The organism is Ruegeria sp. YTSA168 (assembly GCF_059610045.1).
The window spans coordinates 42,013-59,710 of record NZ_JBXWMW010000006.1; the positions used below are offsets into that span (position 1 = coordinate 42,013).

Genomic DNA, 17,698 nt, shown 5'->3' on the forward strand with positions numbered 1-17,698 from the left:
TTGAACTCTGATGTCTTTGCGCCGTGGGAAGACCCACAGGCGAAACCGCTGATCCAGTTCCAGAATGTCACCAAACGGTTCGGGGGCTTCACTGCCATCGACAACCTGTCGCTGGACATTTTCGAACGGGAATTCTTTGCTCTGCTCGGCCCATCGGGCTGTGGCAAGACCACGATGATGCGAATGCTGGCGGGGTTCGAAACCCCGACCGAGGGACACATCATGCTGAGTGGACAAGACATTGATCCGATCCCGCCGAATAAGCGGGCGGTGAATATGATGTTCCAGTCCTACGCGCTGTTCCCGCATCTCAGCATTTGGGACAACATTGCCTTTGGGCTGCGCCGGGATAACATGCCCAAGCATGATCTGGAGGATCGGGTCGAGGAAATGTTGCGCCTCACTCGTTTGGAACAGTTCGCCCGTCGTAAACCGCACCAGATTTCGGGTGGACAAAGGCAGCGGGTCGCTTTGGCACGGTCGCTGGCGAAGGCTCCGAAGCTGTTGCTGTTGGACGAACCCCTTGGCGCGCTGGACAAGAAACTGCGACAGGACACGCAGTTCGAACTGATGGATATTCAGGAAAAAACCGGCACCACCTTTGTGATCGTTACCCATGATCAGGAAGAGGCGATGACCGTTGCCAGCCGTGTGGCGGTGATGGATCAGGGCAAACTGATGCAAGTCGCCACGCCGGATCGAATCTATGAAAACCCGAACTCGGTCTACGTGGCCGACTTCATCGGAGATGTGAACATCATCGAAGGTCGTGCAACATCGACAGGTGATGAGACCTATCAGATCGATTGGGCCGAAGGACAGGCACCCCTGACTGCGACATCGGGCACTGAGCTTTCGAATGGTCAATCCTGCCATCTCGCAATCCGGCCCGAGAAAGTGACAATCTCGACCGATCGCCCGGCCGAAGCAATCAACGCGGTGCAGGGCAAGGTGCTGGACATTGCCTATCTTGGTAACCTCTCGACCTATCACGTGGAACTGTCAAACGGCACGATCATTAAGGCGCAATCTGCCAACACGCGCCGTATCTCGCGCCGATCCTTCACTTGGGAAGACCCGGTCTGGCTGTCCTGGACAGCAACGGCTGCGGTTCTATTGGCGAACTGATGCGCCGTGCCCTGCTGATTGCTGTGCCCTATGTCTGGTTGCTGGCACTGTTCATGGTGCCGTTCTTCATTGTGTTGAAGATTTCGCTGTCCGACACGGAACTGGCCATCCCGCCCTATACGCCAACGCTGGACCTGTCGCAGGGATGGGCTGGCATCAAGGACTTCTTCAGTCAGCTGGATTTCGAGAATTTCGTCTGGCTGACCGAGGATGACCTGTATTGGAAAGCGTATCTATCCAGCGTCAAAATTGCCCTGATTTCGACCATTCTGACGTTGCTGGTGGGCTATCCGATCGCCTATGGCATGGCGCGCGCGCCCGAAGAATGGCGGCCTACATTGATGATGCTGGTGATTCTGCCGTTCTGGACTTCGTTCCTGATCCGCGTTTATGCATGGATGGGCATCCTTTCGAATGAGGGTTACCTGAACCAGTTGCTACTGTGGACGGGTATCATCTCGACCCCGCTGACCATCCTGAACACCAATACGGCAGTCTATATCGGTATCGTCTACACCTACCTGCCCTTCATGATCTTGCCGATCTACTCGGCACTGGAGCGGATGGACGAATCCCTGATTGAAGCCGCCGAAGATTTGGGATGTTCCCGTCTGCAAGCGTTCTGGCTGATCACCATCCCCCTGTCGCGCCCTGGCATCATCGCCGGCTGCTTCCTGGTGATGATCCCGGTGATTGGTGAGTTCGTGATCCCGTCGCTGTTGGGTGGATCGGGTACGCTGATGATCGGCAAGGTTCTGTGGGAAGAGTTCTTCTCGAACCGTGACTGGCCCGTGGCCAGCGCCGTGGCCGTGGTCCTGCTGTTGATCCTTGTGATTCCGATTGTGCTGTTCCAGCGCAACCAGCAAAAACAGACGGAGGCCGAGCAATGAGCAGGCTAAGCTGGTTTAATGCCGTCTCGCTGACGCTGGGGTTTGCGTTCCTGTATATCCCGATGATCATCCTGATCATCTTCAGTTTCAACGAAAGCAAGCTGGTAACCGTTTGGGCGGGTTTCTCGACTAAGTGGTATGGTGAGCTGGTCCAGAACGAGGCGTTTTTGGACGCTGCCTGGGTCACGATCCGGGTTGCGGTGTTTTCGTCAACGCTGGCCACCATATTGGGCACCGCCGCTGCCTACGTGCTGGTGCGCGGGGGGCGATTCTTTGGGCGAACCCTGTTTTCGGGCATGATCTATGCACCGCTGGTGATGCCCGAGGTGATTACTGGCCTCTCCCTGCTGTTGCTGTTCATCGGGATCGGTTTGGATCGAGGCATTCTGACCATCGTTCTGGCGCACACGACATTCTCAATGTGCTTTGTGTCGGTTGTCGTCTCGTCGCGCCTTGTGACATTTGATCAGTCTTTGGAAGAGGCCGCATTGGATCTGGGCTGTTCTCCCGCGCAGGCGTTTCGCCTTGTCACTTTGCCGATCATCGCACCAGCCGTGATCTCGGGCTGGCTGCTGGCCTTTACCCTGTCGCTGGATGATCTGGTGATAGCGTCGTTCACGTCTGGGCCATCGGCCACGACCTTGCCGATCAAGATATTCTCAGCCGTTCGGCTTGGGGTCAGTCCGGAAATCAATGCGCTTTCGACCATCATGATCGCAGTTGTCACGGTGGGGGTGATCACCGCATCGCTGGTCACGAAACGTGCGATGATGCGGCAGCGGCAGGATGAAATGGCCGCCGCCCGCGCCGAATGAAACGCATCTATCCGGCCTACACCTACGGCCCCGGCCCGCGCGAGGGGTGTTGGTGGGATGAGACCTGCCCCAGCCCTGACTGGCAGGAACTGAACGGCGATCAGAGTGTAGATGTCGTCGTCATCGGCAGCGGTTTCACCGGAACCTCTGCTGCATTGCACCTTGCCAAAGAAGGGGCTTCGGTCGCCGTGCTTGAAGCGGAAACCCCAGGTTGGGGCGCATCGGGGCGCAATGGCGGTTTCTGTTGTCTGGGCGGATCAAAATTGAGCCACAGCGCCTTAGCCCGCCGCTTTGGGCAGGACAGTGCCGCCGCTCATGAACAAGCAGAACATGATGCCGTCGCGTTGGTTGCGGCCATGCTTGAGGAATATCAGATCGCGGCTGATACGCATTCGGTCGGTGAGACCCAGCTGGCGCATTCATCGCGTGCGATGGCGAAATTGCGCAAAAAGGCAGACCAAAGCGGCACCCTGCATAAGAAAGAAGATTTACCCGGATTGGGTCTGAACGGCCCGTTTCATGGCGGCTACACGACTCCGGTCGGGTTTGGTTTGAATCCTCGGAAATACCTGTTTGGACTTGTGCGATCCGCAATCGCATTGGGGGCGGCATTTTATCAGAACAGCCCTGTGCAAAGTGTCCAGAAAACCTCCTCGCGATTTGAACTTGGAACGCCCACGGGCCGCGTGCAGGCTGATCAGGTGCTGATCTGCACCAACGGGTATTCGAGCGAGGATGTTCCAGACTGGATGTCAGGCCGGTACATGCCTGCGCAATCCACGGTTCTGGTTACTCAGCCGTTGACCGAGGCCGAAAAGGCGGCGCAGGGCTGGACCTCAGACCAAATGTGCTATGATACGCGGCATCTTCTGCATTACTTCCGTCTGATGCCGGATGGGCGGTTTCTGTTCGGAATGCGAGGGGGGCTGCGATCTTCCGAGGCGTCCGAGAGGGCCATCCGAGATAAGGTGCAGCGGGATTTCAGACAGATGTTCCCTGCATGGTCCGATGTCGATATCACCCATATCTGGTCGGGTATGGTGTGTCTGTCACGTTCGCTGTTGCCCTATGCAGGGGCCGTTCCGGGATATCCCGGAATGTTCGCGGGGTTTGCGTTTCATGGCAACGGCGTTGCGATGGGCAGCTATTGCGGTCGTGCGCTGGCGCGATTGGCTTTGGGGCAGGCGACGGGCTTGCCAGAGCCGATGACACAAACGCCCGCTCGGTTCCCGTTGGGGCGCATGCGGCGCGCGCTGTTGCCGCCCGCCTATGCGGCCATGGCGGTTGCTGATTGGTGACGTATTCCTAACGCAGCGCCTCAACTTCAAGCTGAAACCCATGTTCGTAATCTGGGGCACCATTCTCTACCCGCCAAAGGCAATAGGCGGCCATGCGCCAGGCGAACCACGGTCGAAGCTGTCCGTATCGGGACAGGACTTCGGGGTCTCCGTAAGCGCTTAGAAAGCGGTTTTCCTGACCTCGGTCCAAAGGCATACCCCGATAGAGCAGTTGCATCGCCGGGGACAGGAACATTGCCAGGTCTTCACAAGGGTCACCCAATGCCGGGCATTGCCAGTCAATCAGAGTCAGCCCGGATGCAGCGACCAGAATATTGCCGGGCACCGGGTCGCCGTGAATCAGGCTTAGGTTCGCCGTTGGAGTGACTTCATGATCTGGCCTAAGGCTCAGCAGTTTGTTTCGGGTTTCGGGGGCACAAAGATTAAGGATGTCTTGCCCATGCCGGGCAAGATCTGCACTCCCGTTGCAGCCTTCTGGCGCTGGAACTGTAGCCGTTGATTGATGCAATCGCCGAAGCAACCAAGCGACGGGTGCGGGATCATCGTTCCAAGGTGTGCCGGGCGCATGGTCGTACAGAACCCAATGATCTGCATGATAACCACCGGCAGCGCATAGGCGAGGAACCAACCCCGTAGGTTCCAATGCGGTCAGGCATCGTGCTTCTAGCGCGGCGTCGTTGCGAAACAGCGGGTTTTGCAACGAGGATCGATAGAGTTTCAGAACGCGGTCGGCATCTCCGCCCAGAACCTTCCAGACCTGATTGGTTCGCCCGCCGTAGAGGGTTTCGAAACGCGCACCGTTTTGCACCAACTTTTGATCAGAAAGTTGTTGGATAAGATCAGGCGGAGGGGCGGAGAAGCTTGGCAGGGTCAAAACCAGTTCTAAGGGCGAATCGCGATCCGCTTAGGTTTGGCCCGTGCGTCTGGTCAGATCAAGCGCCTGATCGAACCCCGCTCACCTGGTGTGTGGGAACAATCTGCCCGCCTTCGAGGGTCAGCAAGATCGAATCTGTACCAATCTGCGCCTCAACAACCCGGCCGTATGAGGCGACAGGTGTTTCAGACAACCGCTCTCCATCCTGATAGCTGCTGAGGGTTGCAGTGTAGTTCCCCGGCGGCAGCGGGTTGCCATCAGAATCGGTTCCGGCCCAGGTAAACTCGGTCTGATCAAGCGGGACATCCGAGGTGGAAACGACTTTGCCATCAGCGTCCCGAACGGTCAGGGTGGCTTGGTCCGCCGATTCATGCGGAGCTGCAAACAGAGTCACCGGTTGGCTGTCGAAGCTGAACCCGGACGTTGACCGGACATCCATGCCGACCCAATTCGCCAGTTCGCCCAGGTTCAGGCTGCCCATGCTGGAGGTGAGTGAGGCCAGCAGATCGTTGGTCTGAACCTGCTGTTCCACCATCGAAAACTGCGCAAGTTGCGAGGCGTATTCGGCTGAATCCATCGGGTCCAGCGGATCCTGATTCTGGGCTTGTGTTGTCATCATCAACAGAAAGGTTTCAAAATCAGAGGCGATCGCACTGGTTTTGGAGCCCGAGGTTGCTTGCGACTGAACCGATGTCTGAGCGGCTTGTGTTGGATTGATCATGTTCAAAGCCTTATATCAATGCCCCGGCCCGGGGCGGTGTTCTTCGGAAACGGGGCAGCCTGCGCGCCCTGATCCTCAGGCGTCAGATCGAAGTTGTTCGCGGTTTGGTGACCGAGCGGGTTTTGCGGCGAATCTGAGGAGTCCCCGAGATCAAATGACAGGTCACCATAGCCTAGTTTCTGAAACTCCTCAGACAACACAGCGATATGGCGGCGCATCAGGTCCAGGGTTTCAGGCCGTTCTGTGGCTATGGTCAGGTGAAACCCGTCTTCGCGCCCATTCAGAACGATGGAAACGCGTCCCAACTCCTCGGGGTTCAGGGCAATTTCGATTGCGCCCGAGCCAGGCCGGGCCTGTATGGCTGCAGCCATCTGGCCCGCGATTGCCCGCGCAACCTCGGTTCGCGCCGCCTGTGCAGGTGCGCTGAGTGGTGCGGTCGAATCGCGGGTTGATTGCAACACGGGCTCCTCACCCAAGGCAGCAACGGGTTCGGCGGCATCGACTTTATCAGCCAGTTCTGCATCACGCTGCCGGGCAAAGGCTGTCAATTGCAATTGCGCGACACTGATGCCGACAGCCGGGGACGGTACGGCATGTGTTGGCTTTTGCGGTTGCACGGTGGCGGGATTGGTATCCGGTACTTTGTCAGCAGGCACCGCATCAACCTGTGCGGATCTGTCTTTTGACTGCATTTTAGCAGCGTGCATTGCGATCACACCGGTGTCGGGACGACTGGGCGCATCTTTTGTAGCTACGAGGGTTTCCCCCAATGGCTTTGGTTGAACTTGCTGCGTTGGGTCAGCAGGCTCAATCCGTGATTTGGACATCTCGCTATGTGCCGATTCTGGCGGAACATCCACCACGCCCCGTCCCTGCTGCGGCTGCACCATAGTCTCATTCCCAAGTTGCGCTTGTGTTGGGGTGACTGCGAACTCCGTTTTCCCAACCTCAACAGGTTTTTGAGTTTCGGGACGCGGTGTCGGGTTAGAAATCGCTACATCCGGGTCCAAAGACTCACCTTTGACCGAGGGGATATTGGTTTCAGCCGCCATTGGGGCGTCTTGTTCCTCTGGCATATCTTCGGACGAGATTTCCAGTTCAGGCGGCGCTTCCTGTTGATCCAGAACATCCTGAAACTGGGCCCCGGTCCTGTTCTGGCGCTCTTTCTCTGCGCTCGCCTCGGGTTTGGCAGTCGAGGCTGTTGCAGCTGTCATCGGTGTAAGCGGGTTGGGCATTTTGCTCCGGGCTCCGTCATGTCTGATCGGAAACCTGCCTGCAGGAAGTTACGTTTATTTTAACCGCTTTCACCTTTGATCGAGAAAGTTCGATGTAAATTTCGGAGAAAGCGATGAAGGTTACGGCACTGCCCCAACCGGTTCAAACCGCCGATAAGCTGAAGGCCGCAGCGGTCGAGCTTGAGGCGACATTTCTGGCTGAGATGCTGAAATCTGCAGGGCTGGGTGAATCGCGCGATTCATTCGGCGGCGGAGCGGGTGAGGATCAGTTTTCGTCTTTCCTTGTCCAGCATCAAGCCCAGCAATTGGCCCAGTCGGGCGGTGTCGGCCTGTCTGAAATTTTGTTCAAATCAATGATGGAGAAGTTCAATGACGGTTGAACCAAGCATGAGCCTGATCAAATCCCTGGAAGAAATTTTGGATCTTGAACGTACCGCGCTGGTGGATGGTGATCTGGATCGCCTGACTCACATGGTGCCGGAAAAAGAGAAGCTGATTGGCGCGATCAATGACTTGCAGGTGCGTGACAGCGTCGATCTGATTCGAGTTCAGCAAAAGGTCGAACGCAACCAGGCTTTGTTGAACAGCGCCGCAGACGGTATCCGCGCCGTTGCCGCTCGTATGGCCGAACTGCGCCGGGTGCGGCAGGAATTCAGTACCTATGGGGCTGACGGGCAGCGCAGCGGCTTTAAAGTTCGCAGCCATGCAAAGCTCGAAAAACGGGCTTAGCTTGGTGTTGATTCAAATCTGAAGTTTCGGGATCGGGCATCTTAGCACTCCGTTAGGGGATCAACGCCAAAAGTGTCCTTGCACCTGAAATCAGCAGGTGGCGCGAACGGCCACAGGGCGCATCGCACAGGTCAGAAAGACAGCCAAGCCTGCAGTTCTCTGCGGGGTGAACATGGGCGCAAATCGCCCGAAGTGAAAGGATGACAGCAATGTCCAGCATTCTGACAAACAACGGCGCAATGGTCGCGCTGCAGACCCTGAAATCGGTCAACAAAAACCTGGCGATGACGCAGAACGCAATTTCAACAGGTAAGGACGTCGCAACCGCCAAGGATAACTCGGCGGTATGGGCGATTTCGAAAGTGATGGAATCGGACGTCAAAGGCTTCAACGCGATCAAAGACAGTCTTGCATTGGGTGAGTCGACTGTGGCGGTCGCGCGGAACGCATCTGAAACTGTGACCGATCTTCTGACCCAGATGAAAGGCAAGATTGTCGCGGCGCAGGAAGGCAACGTTGATCGGGCCAAGATCAATGATGATGTCACCGCTCTGCGCAACCAGATCGAATCGGTTGTTGGTGCAGCGCAGTTCAATGGACTGAACCTTGTGGATGGATCTGCGGGTACTGTTTCGATCCTGTCTTCGCTGGACCGTGATGGCACGGGTGCTGTCAATTCGGCGTCTATCTCGGTCGCCAGCCAGGATCTGTCCATCGGTGGGTATACCGCCAAGGGCGTGCTTGCAGGTTCGGATGGTGCGACCACCGATAACGACGTGGCTGGGTTCACTATGGACCGTACCGCCGGCACCGGCGATATCGTGATCGACAGTTCTACTGACAACTTTGAAGTTGGTGACCGGGTCTCGATCCGGGTTGGTGATCAGGAGGTGTCTTACACTATCCAGGACAGCGATCTCGATCCTTCAGGCACATATGACGAGAACTATACCGATGCATTGGTTGCGGTTGGCCTGAAGAACGAGATTGATGCGTTAGGCATCACCGGGATGGCGGTTGACTACGACTCGTCGGGTGCTCCGAACACACTGTCCTTCGCAACAGGCACGGCGGCCGCCGGGGCTGATGCGGATCAGGATATCTCGGTATCTGCTCAGTTCTCAAATGCTGGTTCGGGTGGTCTGGGTGCGCTCAGCTCGATTGACGTGTCCACTGATGCGGGTGCCGCTGCTGCACTTGGCACGATTGAATCGCTGATCGACACGTCGATTGACGCAGCCGCTGCTTTTGGTTCGGCCCAAGGTCGAATCGAGACCCAGCAGGATTTCGTGTCCAAACTGACGGATTCCTTCAAATCCGGCATCGGCGCGATGGTTGATGCGGATATGGAGGAAACCTCGGCCCGTCTTCAGGCTCTGCAGGTCCAGCAGCAGTTGGCGACTCAGTCGCTGTCGATCGCCAACCAGGCGCCGCAGTCGATCCTGTCGCTGTTCCGTTAATTTTGGAACTTGGCCGGGGCGCGGTTTTCGCGCCCCGGTTCTGACCGCCTGAAGACGGCCAATTGGAAGGATTTCAAGTGACCCCGCAAATGCTTGCTCACAACGCTTATGCGCAAACTGCCGCCCCTGTTCGTACACCACGCGACACTGAATTCGAGGCGATCTCGAAAATCACACGCCGTCTGAAAGCGGCCGCGGCCAGCAAGACAACCGATTTCGCCGCCTTTGTGCAGGCGGTTCATGAAAACCGTCGTTTGTGGACCGTTCTGGCAACTGGCGTTTCAGATTCCGACAACGCCTTGCCCAATGAACTACGCGCGCGGATTTTCTATCTGGCAGAGTTCACGGAACATCATAGCAGTCAGATCCTTGGCAACAACGCCACCGTAGAACCATTATTGGAGATCAACACAGCGGTCTTGCGCGGCCTGCGCCAGGGCGGGGCGGCGTAATGGGGGGGCTGGTTCTGAAACTTGCCCCGAAAGAGAGGGTTCTGATCAACGGTGTCGTGATTGAAAATGGGGATCGTCGCAGCCGGTTCTCGATCATGACACCTCAGGCGAATGTTCTGCGCTTACGCGATGCGATACACCCCGATGAGGTTAACACGCCTGTCCGCCGTGTCTGTTATGCCGCGCAGCTTGTTCTGTCAGGCGATATGGATCCTGTTGAAGCGCGTCAGCAGTTGCTGCGCCGGGTCGAAGAGTTGAGTCAGGTTTTCACAGATGCTGACAGCCGCCGTGTACTGGGCGAAGCCACGGATGCACTGGTGGGCGAGCATTACTATAAATGCCTCAAATCCCTTCGTTCGCTCTTGCCGCGGGAAGAGCGTTTGATGGCTTATCAGCAATGACATTTCAACCCGTCATACCCACGGGCGGGTTGGTTGGTTGGCGCTTCCTCCAGCGAACCTATGAGTCGCAGTTTCAGGCCTTTTCGAGCTCGAATATCAACGAGCGCGAAAATCGCTACTTCCTGGAGAACATCGGAAAGATTGAAACGGCTGAGCAGCTGGTTTCGGATCGGCGCCTGCTGCAGGTCGCGCTGGGTGCCTTTGGTCTGGAAGGGGATCTGGACAACCGATTTTTCATCCGCAAGATCCTTGAGGATGGGACGAGTGCGGATGATGCCTTGTCCAATCGGTTGGCCGATAAACGGTACCGAGAGTTTTCGGACGCGTTTGGGTTTGGGCCTGGTCAGGTGCGGCGAACCGGCTTTGCGTCCTTGATGGAACAGGTCGCGCAAGACAATATGGCCGCCCGTTTCGAGATTTCGGTCGGTGAATCTGATGAAACGATGCGGATCGCCCTTTATGCGCAGCATGCGTTGACGGAGCTGGCGCAAGAAAATGTCAGTGCTGATACCAAATGGTTCGATCTGATGGGCTTGCCTCCGCTGCGCAGCATGATGGAGACAGCGCTGGGCTTGCCGCCGTCGTTTGGGCAGTTGGATATCGACAAGCAGTTGGTCGAATTCAAAGATCGCTTGCTTCGGTTGACCGGGTCCGATGATCTGGCGCAATTCACCGAAGAAGATGCGGTGACGCGATTGACCGACACCTATCTGTCGCGCAGTCAGATCGCACAGTTGCAAAGCACCATCTCGCCAGCGCAGACCGCGCTGATCTTGCTGGGGGCAGGGTAAGCAGAGATAGATGTCCTGCTGCTATCGTTCCGGCGTATAGTTGGTGGGTTAACCATGTAATCTGTCGACGGGTGAAACGCCATCGCGACCAAGTAACGACCGCGTTTGCTAAGAATTCAGGATCTCATCCGCGGACGTGCGCAGGGCATAGGAGTTAACAGGCTTTGATACATTATGCAGGGCTACCTCACCCAAAGGCTGCGCATGGGCACAGGCAGGGGCGATGTCTTCGGACACAACAATGCGATGGCCAACCGTTTTGCCGAACTCACCAAGCCGAGCTGCAATGTTTGCCGCTTGTCCGATGACCGTGAAATCCAGTCTCTCGCGCGATCCAACATTGCCATAAGTCACGCGCCCATAGGCCACTCCGATCGAGCAATCGCAGTGAATATCGTCGCCCGATTGCCGCAGTTCGCCCAACCGTTCGACGATATCAATCGCCGTGCGCTGTGCGCTTTCGCGCGCGATGTCTGGGTCATCCAGTGCCGGGAAGACCGCAAGCACAGCGTCGCCGATAAACTTCAGCACTTCGCCACCGTTTTCGTGCACGATTTCCGAGACAGTTTCGAAAAACTCGTTCAACAGATTGATATAGGCCTCACGCCCTAACTGTTCTTCCAGACTTGTGGAGTTGCGAAGATCGCAGAACATGATCGCGGCGTCGATCTCATCGCCATCGCCACGCCGAATTTCACCGCCCAGAACCCGTGCGCCTGACCGTTTGCCCACATAGGTCTCTAGCAGAACCTGCGCGTTTTCGCGTTGCATGAAAACTTCGTAGTAACGCGCGATGACCGATGAGCATTCAAACACCAACCCGAGGTTTTCGGTGGTGAACCCATTGGGGTGATCGCAGGTCAGCGTCAGAACATTGGTGCGCCCGTCTGAGAATGGCAGTGGCATCGCCACGTAGTCGGTTGCGCCCTTCTCGCGCAAATCCTCCATGATCGGAAAGCTGTTATGCGGATTTTCGTCATTCAACCGCTGACGTACGCCGCCAAGCCCATTGGAAACGTGGCGCAAGGGGCTGTTGATAAAGGCCGGATGATCGTAGATTTCATAAGTCGGCGCGCGGGTCAGAATCTCTTCCTGATCCTTTTCCCAGATAAAATGCTTGCCCGCGATCAACGGGTGAAGGGACCAGGCCAGTATGCTGAGGCGTTGGATGGCGATCCCGTGCTCCAACATTTTCTCGGCCAGGGCTTCGGTAAAGGCCTCGGGAGTCGTCGCGGTCGAGGCACCGCGCATCAGCCAGTCAATCAATGGGCCGCTGATATTGCCATCATCCGGATCACGCAGCTGGTTCTGACCCAGATCGATGTCGGTGTAAGCGCCGGGCATGAATCCGATATGGCCCTGAATGGCGATGCTCTCTGGCAAAGCTTGTTCATAGGCCCAGACGGAATTGGCCAGATATTCGCCCTGAACGGTGATGTCGTGATACGTCGCCGTACCCTTGAACGGGCAGAAGGTTTGCAACTCGGTTTCGGCGCTCAGGTCGACGCATAGATCATCGCGTGGGATGTAGATGGTCGGCGGCAGACGAGTTTCATACATCACCTTGGCGTTACGGCTTTCGGCCAACAGTGTATCGTTCCGATAGATGGCGATCCTGCCCTCTAACGGTTCTACAGAGATTCCATAACCAGTGGTTCTTGGTGTGGCGTGGACGTTCATGATCGACCTCCCTTGCCATGGGTCCACAAAGAATGGGGCCTTCCGCCCACCATTCCAAGAGGGATCATGCAGATTTTATCGGCTGTGCGATCGTGCACCCAAAGATGTCAGACCATTTGAATGACATCTTTCTCGATCGACAGCATATAGCCTTTCTTGGCGATGTTTTTCACCAACAACTCGCTGACCATCTGGTTGCCCAAGGTATCGCGCAGCCGCTTTATCCGTGTCGCACCTGCTGCTTCGTCGCAATCCGAGGCGTCCCGGCCAGAGATCATTCCTTCGATCTGGGCGCCGGATAGTACCTCGTCATCCAGACGGGATTCCGCCAGAACGGACAGGGTTTCCATTGCCGCGGGGGTCAGTTTGAAATCCATGTTGTTGAGGTAGACAGTGTTTTCCTCACGGCTGATCAGCAGGGAAGTAACCTGTATCCCGGTGCGTTCGATCTGGGCCATGCGACGGTTCAGCAGCACCAGCATGACGAGAAACACAAAGGCTGAAATCAGCATCGCGCAGGAAAAGACCAATAAGACGTAAATCACCATCCGATAGCTGGACAGCGTATCCGCAAAGGCGGTGCCGGATTGGGCCAAAATTTCCAACAGCCGGATTTCTGTTTGCGATGTCAGATCGCTTTCAACGAATAACCGCTCGACCCGCACGTTGAAGGCGTTGGCGTCGGGCAATGTCCACAGCAAAAAGGCGGCAGCGGTGACAAGGATGATCAGGATCGCGGCGATCCCCAGCCCCACAAGCCGTGTACCAGAGCGTCTTGCATCAGAAACGGAGATAGAATTTTCCGGCATTGGCCTTCCTTTGATCTAACCCTTCCGGTCCGAACACTGTCATTACATTCAGCAAGGTCCAGCCAGAGCCTTGCAGGCGCTGGGCGACCTCTTGCTGCGCCTGACCTTTGTCGCATGAGGTCAGCTGCATCACACCGTAATGCAGGCGCAACGGGTTGTCCTGTTTTGCCTTATAATCCGCATAGCAATCCGCTGCGGACGCGACGGAGCCCACCGATATCAGGGACGCCAGGGCCAAAGAAGAGACGATCTGTTTCATAGGCCACATCCTGCGCATGGGTTGGCCCGATATTCAATAACACAAGGGGTTTGCGCAAGTTGATATTGGATAGCAAGGGCCTGTTATTGCCTGTCTGAAAGGTGCGGGCCCAGTTTGGGTACATCGAATGCGCGGCCCGTCAGGTGGTCGCATCCACATCCGAAAGGACAAGCAAGATGCACAAGAAATTCATTGCTCTGATCGTTGGGGTTGCCATGGCTGTGACCGGGGTTTCCGCCTCGCAAGCGCGCGCGGCGGACACGGGTGACATATTGGGCGGGTTGGCCGCAATCGCGATTATTGGTGCGGCGGTCAATCATTACAACAAGGAAAAACGCAAAGATCGTGAACGTGCCTCGCGGCAGTACACCCATGTGGACCCAAAGCCGCGCCATGTGAAACCTCTGCCCAAGCGGGTGGCGCGGTATGATTTGCCCCAGCGTTGTTTGCGAACTTTCAATGCCTATGGGGATCGGCCGCTGTTGGGGACCGGTTGCCTCAACAAGCACTACAAACATGCAGGTAGCCTGCCACAAGAGTGCAAGGTCGGTTTTTGGAATGGCAAAAAGGTCAAACGGGCCTACGAACCCGCATGCCTGCGCCAACAAGGTTACCGCGTGGTTTATCAGTAATCAGTCACGAGCAGGAGCGGTGCCACAGAAGTACCGCGTAAGAGAGAGGGCGGCGTAAGCTGCCCTCTCTTTTTTCTTGCGGTCGGTGATGAAACGCGGTTTTCCAGGGGGATGATGGTTCCGAGTTTTGAGCTTGAGCAGGCCCTGCTGGACAGTGGGCATCTTCGCATCGCAGGTGTGGATGAGGTGGGGCGCGGCCCGTTGGCCGGGCCGGTGGTTGCGGCCGCTGTGATCCTGAACCCGCAGGATATCCCCGAAGGGTTGAACGATTCCAAGAAACTGACCGCGAAACGCCGCGCCGCTTTGGATTCGGCGTTGCGGGTCCGGGCAGAGTTTGCAGTGGCCGAAGCATCCGTGGCCGAGATTGATGAGATTAACATACTGCGCGCCTCGCATCTGGCAATGGAGCGGGCAGTTGCAGCTCTGTGCCCGGCACCTGATTATCTGCTGATCGATGGTAACATGATCCCGCGCGGCCTGAAGATCCCCGCGCAAGCTGTGGTCAAAGGAGATGCCCGATCAGTGTCGATTGCGGCGGCCTCGATCCTTGCCAAAAACTGGCGCGATCAACTGATGGTGGATTTGGCGCAACAGCATCCGGGATATGGATGGGAAACCAATGCCGGTTATCCATCAAAACAACACCGCGATGCGCTGCGAAATCTTGGTGTGACCCCACACCATAGACGTTCGTTCAAACCAGTCCACAATATCTTGTATCAAGAGTAAATCGTAAGCTACTGATTCAAAAAAGAATTTGACGGCGAATCATCTTTGACTCATCCTTGTCTCAACCAAATGAGCGCAAAAGCGCCGTGGAACTGAGGCAGTGATATGACCACAATCAAGACAAAGGGCGCAGCCGCGCTCCCTTTAAACACGATCCTATCCGGAGACTGCATCGAGGTGATGAACAGTCTTCCTGAGGCGTCTGTTGACCTGATTTTTGCGGATCCACCGTACAATCTGCAACTGAAAGGTCAGTTGCACCGCCCCGATAACTCTCAGGTGGATGCGGTTGATGATCACTGGGATCAGTTTTCCAGTTTTGGGGCCTATGATCAGTTCACGCGGGAATGGTTGAAGGCTGCGCGTCGCCTGCTGAAACCCAACGGTGCGATCTGGGTGATTGGCTCTTATCACAACATTTTCCGCGTGGGCTCGGCCCTGCAGGACGCTGGGTATTGGATTCTGAATGACGTCGTGTGGCGTAAATCGAACCCGATGCCGAATTTCCGTGGCAAGCGCTTTACCAACGCACATGAGACTATGATTTGGGCCTCGAAACAGGAAGGCGCGAAATACACGTTCAACTATGAGGCGCTGAAGGCCCTGAACGAGGGCGTGCAAATGCGCAGCGACTGGGTGCTGCCGATCTGTACCGGGCACGAACGCTTGAAAGACGACAACGGCGATAAGGCACATCCCACGCAGAAACCGGAATCACTGCTGCATCGCGTTCTGATCGGATCGACCAATCCAGGTGACGTGGTGTTAGACCCGTTCTTTGGCACTGGCACCACGGGTGCCGTCGCGAAAATGCTGGGGCGTGAGTTCATCGGCATCGAGCGCGAAGAAAGCTATCGCAAGGTCGCCGAAAAACGCATCGCCAAGGTGCGTAAGTTCGACCGCGAGGCGCTGGAGGTCAGCGCCAGCAAACGCGCCGAGCCGCGCGTACCCTTTGGCCAGTTGGTCGAACGTGGCATGTTGCGTCCGGGTGAAGAACTCTATTCCATGAACCAGCGTCACAAGGCCAAGGTTCGGGCAGATGGCACCCTGGTGGGCGATAATGTCAAAGGTTCGATCCATCAGGTTGGTGCGCATCTGGAAAACGCCCCCTCCTGCAATGGCTGGACCTACTGGTGCTTTAAACGCGATGGCAAGACTGTGCCCATCGACGTGCTGCGTCAGCAGATCCGGTCCGAGATGCACAACTGATCTTAAGAACACCGCCGGTGCCTGTGGCCTGACACAAGGCACTCAGCCTTGCCCCGCCGATCTTACGGCGGGGTCTTTTGTTTTGGGCCAAGGAATGATTGCATAGGCGAACACGTCAGACCGTATAGGAGCGCTGACTTTGACCGACGTCACCCCCAACCCGTCCCGCTTTGGCCGCTTTTTCATAACTCAGCCAGATGATTTTGATCTGGACCATAAATACGCCGAAGAGGCGCTGGAGCGGCATAAGCGCGAGGGGCTGGAACTGGCCGTCAGAGCCCGCTGGGTTGCCATGGGGTTGACCGGCATCTTGCTGATCTACCTGAACCCGAATTGGGAGGTTCTGTATTATCATTTCATCCTGTTGCTAATCTGCGCAAACGGCTGGTTGATTCAGCGTGCTGGGCGGGTCGGGCAATCCAGGGTAGAGCTGCTTTTGATCTTTGCAGATCTGCTGATCATGACGCTGGGCATGATCGTTCCGAACCCGTTTAGCGACGAAGTCCGACCGCTTGCGATTCAATTCCGATTCGATAACTTCCAGTATTTCTTCATTATTCTTGCCGCAGGAACGTTGGCCTATTCCTGGCGCACGGTTGTGGCCATCGGCACGTGGACAGCGGGTATATGGACGGCCGGGTGGGTTTTGGCTTGGCTCCTTTCGACACCGTTCCCAGAATTGGGCGAACGGGTCTTTGTGGCGTTGCAGGGGCATCCTGAACTGCAAGAAATGCTTGACCCGAACAGTTTCCAGGCACCTCAGCGCATACAGCAGGTCATCGTGTTCATTATGGTTGCGGTGACCTTGGGCATCTCAATGCGGCGGCTCAATCGCCTGTTGCTCAGCAATGCGGGGCTGGAGAGAGAACGCGCAAACCTGTCGCGGTATTTCTCGCCCAATGTTGTTGAATCGCTCAGTCACAACGATGAGCCACTGAAACAGGTTCGCAAAGAGAACGTAGCGGTTTTGTTTATCGACATCGTGGGGTTCACCCGGTTTGCGGCGGGCCGCGATCCCTATGAGGTGATCGAGGTTTTGCGCGGGTTTCACGGGCGGATGGAGACTGAGGTATTTCGGCATAACGGTACATTGGACAAATATCTTGGCGATGGCTTGATGGCCACGTTTGGAACCCCGGTCACAACGCCGCTGGATGCGACCAACGCGCTGGGCTGCGCGCGGGCCATGGCCGAGGTTATCGAACGCTGGAACCTTGAACGTCGACGCGCGGGGGAGGTCGAGATTCATGTTGGGATCGGGGTCCACTATGGCTCGGTCGTTTTGGGAGATATCGGGGCCAACCGGCTGGAGTTTGCAGTGATCGGCGACGCCGTGAACGTTGCGGCCAAGCTTGAGGCGGTGACCCGTGATTTCAAGGCGGATATTGTGATCAGCGATGCGCTGCGGCAGCAGGTATTGCAGGAAAGCCCAACAAGCCAGCCATTGCTGGAAGGATTTGCCCAGAAAACCAGCCAACCGGTGCGCGGTGTTGAAGACCCTATGGATATCTGGGTCAACTAAGGAGCTCCCGCCCGGAGGGGCAGCATCAAAGATGCAACCCCACCCGTTGGGCCGGGCAGCGCGC

The 17,698-nt window shown here is 56.5% G+C and carries 20 protein-coding genes; 14 read left to right on the forward strand and 6 right to left on the reverse strand.

Annotation, left to right across the window (positions count from 1 at the left end; translation table 11 throughout):
• The 4 genes from AC2FFE_RS12685 to AC2FFE_RS12700 are packed head-to-tail and all read left to right on the forward strand — an operon-like array spanning nucleotide 1 to nucleotide 4,131.
• Nucleotides 1-1,128 (forward strand): ABC transporter ATP-binding protein, encoded by a 1,128-nt coding sequence (locus AC2FFE_RS12685; RefSeq protein ID WP_496819604.1) that lies wholly within the window; start codon nucleotides 1-3, stop codon nucleotides 1,126-1,128.
• Complete coding sequence (locus AC2FFE_RS12690; protein ID WP_496819605.1) at nucleotides 1,128-2,018, forward strand: ABC transporter permease subunit; 891 nt, start codon at nucleotides 1,128-1,130, stop codon at nucleotides 2,016-2,018. Before AC2FFE_RS12685 ends, AC2FFE_RS12690 begins: the two co-directional genes overlap by 1 nt.
• Nucleotides 2,015-2,833 carry an ABC transporter permease gene (locus tag AC2FFE_RS12695; RefSeq protein WP_496819606.1) on the forward strand — a complete coding sequence of 273 codons (819 nt, stop codon included), beginning with the start codon at nucleotides 2,015-2,017 and terminating at the stop codon, nucleotides 2,831-2,833. The genes AC2FFE_RS12690 and AC2FFE_RS12695 overlap by 4 nt, the downstream gene beginning before the upstream one ends.
• On the forward strand, nucleotides 2,830-4,131 hold the full coding sequence (locus AC2FFE_RS12700) for an NAD(P)/FAD-dependent oxidoreductase (protein WP_496846795.1): 1,302 nt from the start codon (nucleotides 2,830-2,832) through the stop codon (nucleotides 4,129-4,131). The genes AC2FFE_RS12695 and AC2FFE_RS12700 overlap by 4 nt, the downstream gene beginning before the upstream one ends.
• Before the next feature lie 7 nt (nucleotides 4,132-4,138).
• On the opposite strand, the gene AC2FFE_RS12705 is transcribed toward AC2FFE_RS12700, so the two are convergent.
• The 3 genes from AC2FFE_RS12705 to AC2FFE_RS12715 form a co-directional block, all read right to left on the reverse strand.
• Complete coding sequence (locus tag AC2FFE_RS12705; RefSeq protein ID WP_496819608.1) at nucleotides 4,139-4,939, reverse strand: phosphotransferase; 801 nt, start codon at nucleotides 4,937-4,939, stop codon at nucleotides 4,139-4,141.
• A gap of 124 nt (nucleotides 4,940-5,063) precedes the next feature.
• Nucleotides 5,064-5,726 (reverse strand): flagellar hook capping FlgD N-terminal domain-containing protein, encoded by a 663-nt coding sequence (locus tag AC2FFE_RS12710; protein ID WP_496819609.1) that lies wholly within the window; start codon nucleotides 5,724-5,726, stop codon nucleotides 5,064-5,066.
• A 2-nt stretch (nucleotides 5,727-5,728) separates the two neighbouring features.
• Nucleotides 5,729-6,961, reverse strand: a complete 1,233-nt coding sequence (locus AC2FFE_RS12715) for a flagellar hook-length control protein FliK (protein ID WP_496846796.1) — start codon at nucleotides 6,959-6,961, stop codon at nucleotides 5,729-5,731.
• Nucleotides 6,962-7,074: 113 nt separating this feature from the next.
• On the opposite strand from AC2FFE_RS12715, the gene AC2FFE_RS12720 reads away from it, so the two are divergent.
• From AC2FFE_RS12720 to AC2FFE_RS12745, 6 genes are all read left to right on the forward strand, one after another.
• Nucleotides 7,075-7,341: a rod-binding protein gene (locus AC2FFE_RS12720; RefSeq protein WP_496819611.1), complete on the forward strand. Its 267-nt coding sequence runs from the start codon at nucleotides 7,075-7,077 to the stop codon at nucleotides 7,339-7,341.
• A complete protein-coding gene (locus tag AC2FFE_RS12725; RefSeq protein WP_496819612.1) occupies nucleotides 7,331-7,690 on the forward strand; it encodes a flagellar biosynthesis protein FlgN in 360 nt (119 codons plus the stop codon). Before AC2FFE_RS12720 ends, AC2FFE_RS12725 begins: the two co-directional genes overlap by 11 nt.
• Nucleotides 7,691-7,899: 209 nt before the next feature.
• Nucleotides 7,900-9,150 (forward strand): flagellin N-terminal helical domain-containing protein, encoded by a 1,251-nt coding sequence (locus AC2FFE_RS12730; protein WP_496819613.1) that lies wholly within the window; start codon nucleotides 7,900-7,902, stop codon nucleotides 9,148-9,150.
• 77 nt (nucleotides 9,151-9,227) lie between these two features.
• Nucleotides 9,228-9,602: a flagellar biosynthesis regulator FlaF gene (gene flaF / locus AC2FFE_RS12735; protein WP_496819614.1), complete on the forward strand. Its 375-nt coding sequence runs from the start codon at nucleotides 9,228-9,230 to the stop codon at nucleotides 9,600-9,602.
• Nucleotides 9,602-10,003 carry a flagellar biosynthesis repressor FlbT gene (gene flbT / locus AC2FFE_RS12740; RefSeq protein WP_496819615.1) on the forward strand — a complete coding sequence of 134 codons (402 nt, stop codon included), beginning with the start codon at nucleotides 9,602-9,604 and terminating at the stop codon, nucleotides 10,001-10,003. Before flaF ends, flbT begins: the two co-directional genes overlap by 1 nt.
• On the forward strand, nucleotides 10,000-10,794 hold the full coding sequence (locus tag AC2FFE_RS12745; protein WP_496846797.1) for a DUF1217 domain-containing protein: 795 nt from the start codon (nucleotides 10,000-10,002) through the stop codon (nucleotides 10,792-10,794). Before flbT ends, AC2FFE_RS12745 begins: the two co-directional genes overlap by 4 nt.
• Before the next feature lie 108 nt (nucleotides 10,795-10,902).
• On the opposite strand, the gene AC2FFE_RS12750 is transcribed toward AC2FFE_RS12745, so the two are convergent.
• The 3 genes from AC2FFE_RS12750 to AC2FFE_RS12760 all read right to left on the reverse strand — a co-directional run bounded on the left by AC2FFE_RS12750 (nucleotide 10,903) and on the right by AC2FFE_RS12760 (nucleotide 13,542).
• Nucleotides 10,903-12,474, reverse strand: a complete 1,572-nt coding sequence (locus AC2FFE_RS12750; protein WP_496819617.1) for a DUF427 domain-containing protein — start codon at nucleotides 12,472-12,474, stop codon at nucleotides 10,903-10,905.
• Between the two features lie 107 nt (nucleotides 12,475-12,581).
• Complete coding sequence (locus AC2FFE_RS12755) at nucleotides 12,582-13,283, reverse strand: winged helix-turn-helix domain-containing protein (protein ID WP_496819618.1); 702 nt, start codon at nucleotides 13,281-13,283, stop codon at nucleotides 12,582-12,584.
• The gene (locus AC2FFE_RS12760) at nucleotides 13,255-13,542 is read right to left on the reverse strand and encodes a hypothetical protein (RefSeq protein ID WP_496846798.1); all 288 of its coding nucleotides are present in this window, start codon (nucleotides 13,540-13,542) and stop codon (nucleotides 13,255-13,257) included. Before AC2FFE_RS12760 ends, AC2FFE_RS12755 begins: the two co-directional genes overlap by 29 nt.
• Before the next feature lie 176 nt (nucleotides 13,543-13,718).
• Between AC2FFE_RS12760 and AC2FFE_RS12765 the strand changes: the two genes are divergently transcribed.
• The 4 genes from AC2FFE_RS12765 (at nucleotide 13,719) to AC2FFE_RS12780 (ending at nucleotide 17,634) form a co-directional block, all read left to right on the forward strand.
• Complete coding sequence (locus AC2FFE_RS12765) at nucleotides 13,719-14,174, forward strand: hypothetical protein (protein ID WP_496819620.1); 456 nt, start codon at nucleotides 13,719-13,721, stop codon at nucleotides 14,172-14,174.
• Between the two features lie 111 nt (nucleotides 14,175-14,285).
• A complete protein-coding gene (gene rnhB, locus AC2FFE_RS12770) occupies nucleotides 14,286-14,903 on the forward strand; it encodes a ribonuclease HII (protein WP_496819621.1) in 618 nt (205 codons plus the stop codon).
• A 105-nt stretch (nucleotides 14,904-15,008) separates the two neighbouring features.
• Nucleotides 15,009-16,112, forward strand: a complete 1,104-nt coding sequence (locus AC2FFE_RS12775; protein WP_496819622.1) for a site-specific DNA-methyltransferase — start codon at nucleotides 15,009-15,011, stop codon at nucleotides 16,110-16,112.
• Nucleotides 16,113-16,251: 139 nt separating this feature from the next.
• Entirely contained in the window at nucleotides 16,252-17,634 is a 1,383-nt protein-coding gene (locus AC2FFE_RS12780) for an adenylate/guanylate cyclase domain-containing protein (RefSeq protein WP_496819623.1), read from the forward strand.
• Nucleotides 17,635-17,698: the final 64 nt, after the last annotated feature.